The organism is Nocardioides psychrotolerans, from assembly GCF_943371775.1.
Taxonomy (GTDB): domain Bacteria; phylum Actinomycetota; class Actinomycetes; order Propionibacteriales; family Nocardioidaceae; genus Nocardioides; species Nocardioides psychrotolerans_A.
In genome coordinates this window covers 24207-30866 of record NZ_CALRWD010000055.1, presented here as the reverse complement: position 1 = coordinate 30866, position 6660 = coordinate 24207, and the positions used below count along the sequence as shown (strand labels likewise).

The following is a 6660-nucleotide window of genomic DNA, read 5'->3' as shown; positions in this document are numbered from 1 at the left end:
GGGCTCAGGACATGCGGTTGGTGACCAATCCGCATGTCCCAGGACGCAGCGCTCCGTCGACGAGCGCCAGCGGAGGGGGGCTCAGAGCGAGAGACCCAGGGCCGCGTCGATGACGGCCAGCATCTGGACCGCGGCGTCGCGGTCGCTGGTGTCGGCCAGGCCGTCGGTGCCGAGGGTCGCCGCCACCCAGGCGTCCACGGCGGCCGTGGCTCGCGGGGCGTCGAGGTCGTGCGCCATGGCGGCCAGGATCTCCTCCACCACCGGCGCCGCCGGTGCGCCGGCGCCGAGGGAGAGTGCCTTGCGCCAGGTCGCGACCGTGTCGACGGAAGCCCAGAGCTCGGCGTCGGTCCACTCCCAGTCGGAGCGGTAGTGGTGACGCAGCAGCGCCAGCCGGATGCCCATCGGGTCCACGTCGGAGTTGCGCAGCGCCGAGACGAAGACCAGGTTGCCCAGCGACTTCGACATCTTCTCGCCGTCGTAGGCCACCATCCCGGCGTGGGAGTAGACCTGCGCGAACGGGGTGCCCGGCACCGCCACCTGGGCGTGGCCCGCACACATCTCGTGGTGCGGGAAGACCAGGTCGGACCCACCACCCTGCACGTCGAAGTTGCCCCCGAGGTGGCGCATCGCGATCGCCGAGCACTCGATGTGCCAGCCGGGGCGGCCGGGACCGTAGGGGCTGTCCCAGCTCGGCTCGCCCTCGCGCTCGCCGCACCACACGACGCAGTCGAGCGGGTCGCGCTTGCCGGGGCGGTCCGGGTCGCCCCCGCGCTCGCCGAAGAGGGCCAGCATCGTCTCGCGGTCGTAGCCGGACTCCTGACCGAACGCCGGGTCCGCGGTGACGGAGAAGTAGACGTCGGTGTCGACGGTGTACGTCGCTCCGGCGGCCTCCAGCACCTGGATCAGCTCGATCGCCAGCGGGATGGACTCCACCGCACCGATGTAGTGGTCGGGCGGGATCACCCGCAGTGCCGTCATGTCGTGGCGGAACAGCTCGGTCTCGCGCTCGGCGAGCTCGACCCAGCCGACGTTGACCTTGGTGGCGCGCTCGAGGAGCGGGTCGTCGACGTCGGTGACGTTCTGCACGAAGGTGACGTCGTGCCCGGCGTTGCGCCAGGCGCGGTTGAGCAGGTCGAAGGCGACGTACGTCGCGGCGTGGCCCATGTGGGTGGCGTCGTAGGGCGTGATGCCGCAGACGTAGAGCCGCGCGACTCCGTCGGGGGTGGTCGTGACGGCCGCGCCGGTCGCCGTGTCGTGGAGAGCCACGGCGGGTCCCGTCACGGTCAGGCTCGGGATCTCCGGGGCACTCCAGGCTCGCATGGAGCGAAGCCTAACCAGACGACTCAGAAGGGGGGCCAGGGGATGGCCGGCCAGTCGCCGCTGGAGGTCGGGAGGGCGCCGGAGTCGAGGAGGCGACGACACCGGCGGTCGAGGGCATCGACCTCCAGGTCCGTCAGGTGCTCCGACAGCCGGTCCCCCAGTCCGTTGCTGATGGCAGCGCGCACCCGTCGTACGGTCTCGGCCTCCTCGTCGCTGAGCGGCTCGCCCTGCCATCCCCACAGGACCGTGCGGAGCTTGTGCTCGTGGTGGAAGGCGATGCCGTGGTCCACGCCGTAGCGGTGGCCGTCGCTCATGGCGAGGACGTGCCCTCCCTTGCGATCGGCGTTGTTGACCACCACGTCGAAGAGGGCCATCCGGCGCAGCGCCGTCGAGTCCTCGTGGATGAGCGACACGGCCACGTCTCGGCCGTCGATCCCGTCGAAGACGTGACGCCACCCCTCGGGCACACGCCCCTCCTCGACGAGGGTGACCGCCTCCTGCTGCTCGTCGGGCTCCTTCCACAGCTGCACCATCCCGGGACCGTGCGGGCCGTCGCGGAGCCAGGTCAGGGGGACGACGTCGCAGCCGAAGGCCTCGGAGACGAGGTAGGCCGACACCTCGCGGCCGGCGAGGTTGCCGTCGGGGAAGTCCCACAGCGGACGCTCCCCGGCGATCGGCTTGTAGACGACCGACACCCCCTCGATCGTGCCGAGGAACGTGGCGTTGGACGCGGGCATGATGCGGCCGTGGAGCTCCAGGTCGCCGTCGAGCGGCAGGTCAGCTCCGCTCACGGCTCGCGACGGCGGAAACCGTTGGCGCGGACGCACAGGTGGCCGTCGGGGTCGATCGGGTTGCCACAGAAGGGACAGCTCGGACGGCCGGCGTCGAGCACCTGAGCCGCCCGCTGGACGAACGCTCGCGCGTGGCCGGCGTCGATGCGCACCAGGAAGACCTCGTCGGGCTCGGGTTCCTCGAAGTCCTCGTCGAGCTGCTCGGGGCTGACGACGGCAGCCTCGGTGAACGGGAAGACCTCGATCACGATCCGCTCGTCGGACGGATCCCAGGACAGCGTCATGGTGCCGGCGCGGAACTCCTCCTCGATCGGCTGCTCGAGCGGGTGCGGGTCGTCGAGGCCGAGCGGCGCCACCGCCGGGATCACCGCGGAGACCTCGTCGCTGGCCATCACCTCGTCGAGCAGCTCGTCGATCCGCTCGGCCAACGCGGCGACCTGCTGCTTCTCCAGCGAGATGCTCGTGATGCGGACTCCGGTGCGCGCCTGCAGGAAGAACGTGCGCGACCCCGGGGGCCCGACGGTGCCGGCGACGAAACGCTCCGGCGGGTCGAAGCCGTGGATGATCGGAGGCATGTCCACCACCCTATGACCGAGCCGATGGGCCGGCGCCACCGCCGACGGCAGCGTCGTCCGCAGCGCGCTCGGCACCCTTGCGGCGCCGCGACTTCTTGGCCGGCGGCGGGACCAACCAGGACAGGTCCCCTGCATGGGTGTTGGAGGCCATGACATAGGGCCGGGTGCCTGTGTAACGGATGATCGAGATCGACGCCGGGTCGACGTGGATGCGTTGGAAGAGGTCGAGGTGCATGCCGAGGGCATCGGCCAGGACCGACTTGATGATGTCTCCGTGGCTCACCGCCACCCAGACCGCGGAGGCACCGTGGGCCTCCTCGACGGCCGCGTCGTGGCGTCGTACGGCCTCGACGGCGCGTGATTGCATCGTCGGCAGGGACTCCCCGCCCGGGAACGCCGCCGCGGACGGCTGCGTCTGGACCACCGACCAGAGCTTCTCCTTGGCGAGCTCGCGCAGCGGCCTGCCCTGCCACTCGCCGTAGTCGCACTCGATGATCCCGCGCTCCGTGGTGATGGGCGGGGCCGCGGTGTGGGCAGCACTCAGGATCTTGGCCGTCTGGCGGCACCGCTCCAACGGGCTGCTCACGATCGCGGCCAGGGGCACCGGGGCGATCCGCTCCCCCGCCCGCTCGGCCTGCCCACGGCCGTGGTCGTCGAGCTTCACCCCCGCCAGGCGGCCGGCGAGCATGCCGCTCGCGTTGGCGCTCGTCCGACCGTGGCGCACGAGGATCACAGTTGCCATGACGGGGACTGTAGTGGGGCTACCGTGAGCCCGTGATCGTCGACAGCGCCGTCTACTGCCAGGGAGTGCGGGTGGCCGTCGACTGCCACCCCCACGACTACGTCGAGATGCGGGCGCGCGCAAGCGCGAAGGGCGACTTCGTGTGGGTCGGCCTCCACCAACCCGGGCACGACGAGCTGGGCAAGGTGGCGGCGGCGTTCGGGCTGCACCACCTCGCCGTCGAGGACGCTGTCAAGGCCCACCAACGACCCAAGCTCGAGCGCTACGCCGATCACCTCTTCCTCATCATCAAGACGCTCTGGTACGTCGACGAGGAGGACGCGGTCGAGACCGGCGAGATCAGCATGTTCGTCGGCGAGGACTTCGTCGTGACGGTCCGCCACGGCCAGGGCGGGGCGCTCCAGTCGGCCCGTGCCTACCTCGAGGAGCGCGAGCAGGTCCTCACCCATGGCCCGTCCGCGGTCGTCTACGCGGTCTGCGACTCGGTCGTGGATGCCTACTCCGAGGTCGTCGACGCTCTCGAGGAGGACGTGGACGAGGTGGAGGAGTCGGTCTTCTCGACGGCCCGCACCAACGACTCCGCCCGGATCTACACCCTCAAGCGCGAGATCGCCGAGGTACGCCGCGCGGTGATGCCGCTGCGCGAGCCCATGCGCCGCTTCGCCTCCGGGCTCGTGCCCGGGATGGACGAGGAGGCCTCGCCGTTCTTCCGCGACGTCGCCGACCACCTCACGCGCGCCGCCGAGCTCGTCGACAACCTCGACTCGCTCTTGTCGTCGGCCTTCGAGGCCCACCTCGCCGGCATCTCCGTGCAACAGAACAACGACATGCGCAAGATCTCCGCCGGCGTCGGCCTGGTCGCCGCGCCGACGTTGATCGCCGCCGTCTACGGCATGAACTTCGACCACATGCCCGAGCTGCACTGGGCTCTCGGCTACCCGTTCGCGCTGCTCCTGATGGCGCTGACGTCGGCCGGGCTTTGGGTGTTCTTCAAGAAGTCCGGGTGGCTCTGAGCGCCCCTGAGGCTGTCCTGCAGGGCGCTGGGACATGCGGATTGGTCACACTCCGCAAGCACAACCGGCCCAGACGTGCGGTTGGTGACCAAACCGCAACCCCCGGTGACGCGTCACCCACCCTCACGCAGCAAGCACACCAGTAGCCACGAGCAGCAACGTGGCGGCGCCGAGGGCGACGCGGTAGAGCACGAACGGCGTGTAGGAGCGGGTGGAGACGTAGCGCAGCAGCCAGGCGATGGCGGCGTAGCCGACGACGAACGACACGACGGTCGCGACGATCGTGGGGCCCCAGCCGTAGGGGTTGTCCCCGCCGGGGATCTCCTTGAGCTCGAAGAGCCCGGCACCGACGACGGCCGGGATGGCCAGCAGGAAGGCGTAGCGGGTGGCGGCCTCGCGCTCGTAGCCGAGGATCCGGCCCATCGACAGCGTCGCGCCGGAGCGGGAGACGCCGGGGATGAGGGCCATCGCCTGGGCGCCGCCCATCAGCACGGCGTCGCGCAGCGAGATCTCCTTGAGCTCCTTGTCGTTGCGACCGAAGCGGTCGGCGAGGCCGAGGACGATGCCGAGGACGATCAGGGTCGTGCCGATGATCCACAGGCTGCGGAAGTCGCTCTCGATGAGGTCCTTGAGCAGGATGCCGAGGATGACGATCGGCAGCGAGCCGATGATGATGAACCAGCCCATCCGGGCGTCGAGGTGCCCGCGATACTCCGGCTTCACCAGCGACTTGAGCCACATCGTGGCGATCCGCCAGATGTCGTGGCGGAAGTAGATGAGCACCGCCAGCTCGGTGCCGATCTGGATGACGGCGGTGAACGCCGCACCCGGGTCGCCCCACCCGAAGATCTCCGGGTAGATGCGCAGATGGGCACTGCTGGAGATCGGCAGGAACTCGGTCAGGCCCTGGATGGTCCCGAGAACGACGGCCTGGAGGTAGTCCCACACGAGTCGCAAGCCTAGGGCCCGCACGGCACGTCGACGTCCTCAGGGCGAGCCGCCGCGCCGATCGGGCACTGCGCCGACTACCTTGCTGCCATGCAGCAGCGGTCACTGGGCAGAACCGGCCTCAAGGTCTCGCGCCTGGGCCTCGGGACGATGACCTGGGGCCGGGACACCGACGAGCACGAGGCACGCGACCAGCTGATCGCGTTCGCCGAGGCCGGCGGGACGCTGGTCGACACCGCCGCCGGCTACACCGACGGCGACTCCGAGACCCTGATCGGCACCCTCATCGGGGACGTTGTGGCCCGCGACGAGATCGTGCTGGCCACCAAGGCCGGGATCTCGCGGCGCTCGGGCGAGCGGGTCACCAACACCTCGCGCGGCCACCTGCTCTCGAGCCTCGACGCCTCGCTGAAGCGGCTCGCCGTCGACCACGTCGACCTCTGGCAGGTCCACATCTGGTCCGACGAGACGCCGATCGAGGAGACGCTGGGTGCCCTCGACCACGCGGTGTCCTCGGGCCGCACGTCGTACGTCGGCATCTCGAACTACACGGGGTGGCAGACCGCCCACGCCGCCACCTGGCAGCGGGCGGTTCCGGGCCGCGCTCCCCTGGCGTCCACCCAGGTGGAGTACTCCCTGCTCAACCGCGCCGTCGAGCGCGAGGTCCTCCCCGCGGCCGGGGCGCTCGGCCTGGGTGTCCTGCCCTGGTCGCCGCTGGGCCGCGGCGTGCTCACCGGCAAGTACCGCGGCGGCACGCCGTCGGACTCCCGCGGCGCCTCGTCGGTCTTCTCGTCCTTCGTCGGCACCTATCTCGACGACCGCAGCGGCCGCATCGTGGAGTCGGTGGTCCGCGCCGCCGAGGGCCTCGGCTGGACGCCGCTGGAGGTCGCCCTCGTCTGGGTGCGCGACCGGCCCGGTGTCACGGCCCCCATCGTCGGCGCCCGCACCGCCGCCCAGCTCCAGGGAGCACTCGACCTCGAGGACAAGGAGCTCCCCTCCGAGATCATCGCCGCCCTCGACGACGTCTCGGAGGCTCGATGAGTCGGCACGACCGACGCGCGCCGCGGGCCGGCGTGGAGTGGGAGTTCGACCGCGTCACCTTCGACCGCGAGTTCTCCCGCAACGTCGTGACCAGGCTTCTCGTCGAGCGCGCCGAGCACGGTGGCTGGGAGCTCGACCGCGTGCACATGACGCCCGACGGCACCCGCCGGGTGGTGCTGCGCCGCAAGATCATCCGCCAGCTGCGCCCGACCTTCTAGCGGCCCTCCAGC

General features: G+C 70.7%; 8 protein-coding genes. 3 read left to right on the top strand and 5 right to left on the bottom strand.

Translation table 11 applies throughout. From position 1 onward, the window contains the following. Positions 1-81: 81 nt before the first annotated feature. From mshC to AAG827_RS15265, 4 genes are read right to left on the bottom strand one after another with little or no spacing between them, the layout of a single operon-like run. Complete coding sequence (mshC, locus tag AAG827_RS15280; RefSeq protein WP_341926974.1) at positions 82-1320, bottom strand: cysteine--1-D-myo-inosityl 2-amino-2-deoxy-alpha-D-glucopyranoside ligase; 1239 nt, start codon at positions 1318-1320, stop codon at positions 82-84. Between the two features lie 23 nt (positions 1321-1343). After that, positions 1344-2111: an SCO1664 family protein gene (locus AAG827_RS15275; RefSeq protein ID WP_341926973.1), complete on the bottom strand. Its 768-nt coding sequence runs from the start codon at positions 2109-2111 to the stop codon at positions 1344-1346. After that, the gene (locus AAG827_RS15270) at positions 2108-2686 is read right to left on the bottom strand and encodes a DUF3090 domain-containing protein (protein WP_341926972.1); all 579 of its coding nucleotides are present in this window, start codon (positions 2684-2686) and stop codon (positions 2108-2110) included. Before AAG827_RS15270 ends, AAG827_RS15275 begins: the two co-directional genes overlap by 4 nt. Positions 2687-2696: 10 nt before the next feature. Beyond that, positions 2697-3428: a histidine phosphatase family protein gene (locus AAG827_RS15265; protein WP_341926971.1), complete on the bottom strand. Its 732-nt coding sequence runs from the start codon at positions 3426-3428 to the stop codon at positions 2697-2699. Positions 3429-3460: 32 nt separating this feature from the next. On the opposite strand from AAG827_RS15265, the gene corA reads away from it, so the two are divergent. Beyond that, positions 3461-4441, top strand: a complete 981-nt coding sequence (corA, locus tag AAG827_RS15260; protein ID WP_341926969.1) for a magnesium/cobalt transporter CorA — start codon at positions 3461-3463, stop codon at positions 4439-4441. A gap of 123 nt (positions 4442-4564) precedes the next feature. Here the strand turns inward: corA and AAG827_RS15255 are convergent, their stop codons facing one another. Beyond that, the gene (locus AAG827_RS15255; RefSeq protein WP_341926968.1) at positions 4565-5389 is read right to left on the bottom strand and encodes an undecaprenyl-diphosphate phosphatase; all 825 of its coding nucleotides are present in this window, start codon (positions 5387-5389) and stop codon (positions 4565-4567) included. Positions 5390-5479: 90 nt separating this feature from the next. On the opposite strand from AAG827_RS15255, the gene AAG827_RS15250 reads away from it, so the two are divergent. Together AAG827_RS15250 and AAG827_RS15245 are read left to right on the top strand one after the other, a co-directional pair. Beyond that, positions 5480-6430 (top strand): aldo/keto reductase, encoded by a 951-nt coding sequence (locus AAG827_RS15250; RefSeq protein ID WP_341926966.1) that lies wholly within the window; start codon positions 5480-5482, stop codon positions 6428-6430. Beyond that, positions 6427-6648, top strand: coding sequence for a DUF5703 family protein (locus AAG827_RS15245; RefSeq protein ID WP_341926965.1), 222 nt, complete (start codon positions 6427-6429; stop codon positions 6646-6648). The genes AAG827_RS15250 and AAG827_RS15245 overlap by 4 nt, the downstream gene beginning before the upstream one ends. Positions 6649-6660: the final 12 nt, after the last annotated feature.

Coding starts and splice junctions, on each gene's coding strand:
- mshC (WP_341926974.1), bottom strand. CDS start 1,320: ATGCGAGCCTGGAGTGCCCCGGAGATCCCGAGCCTGACCGTGACGGGA.
- AAG827_RS15270 (WP_341926972.1), bottom strand. CDS start 2,686: ATGCCTCCGATCATCCACGGCTTCGACCCGCCGGAGCGTTTCGTCGCC.
- AAG827_RS15265 (WP_341926971.1), bottom strand. CDS start 3,428: ATGGCAACTGTGATCCTCGTGCGCCACGGTCGGACGAGCGCCAACGCG.
- AAG827_RS15250 (WP_341926966.1), top strand. CDS start 5,480: ATGCAGCAGCGGTCACTGGGCAGAACCGGCCTCAAGGTCTCGCGCCTG.
- AAG827_RS15245 (WP_341926965.1), top strand. CDS start 6,427: ATGAGTCGGCACGACCGACGCGCGCCGCGGGCCGGCGTGGAGTGGGAG.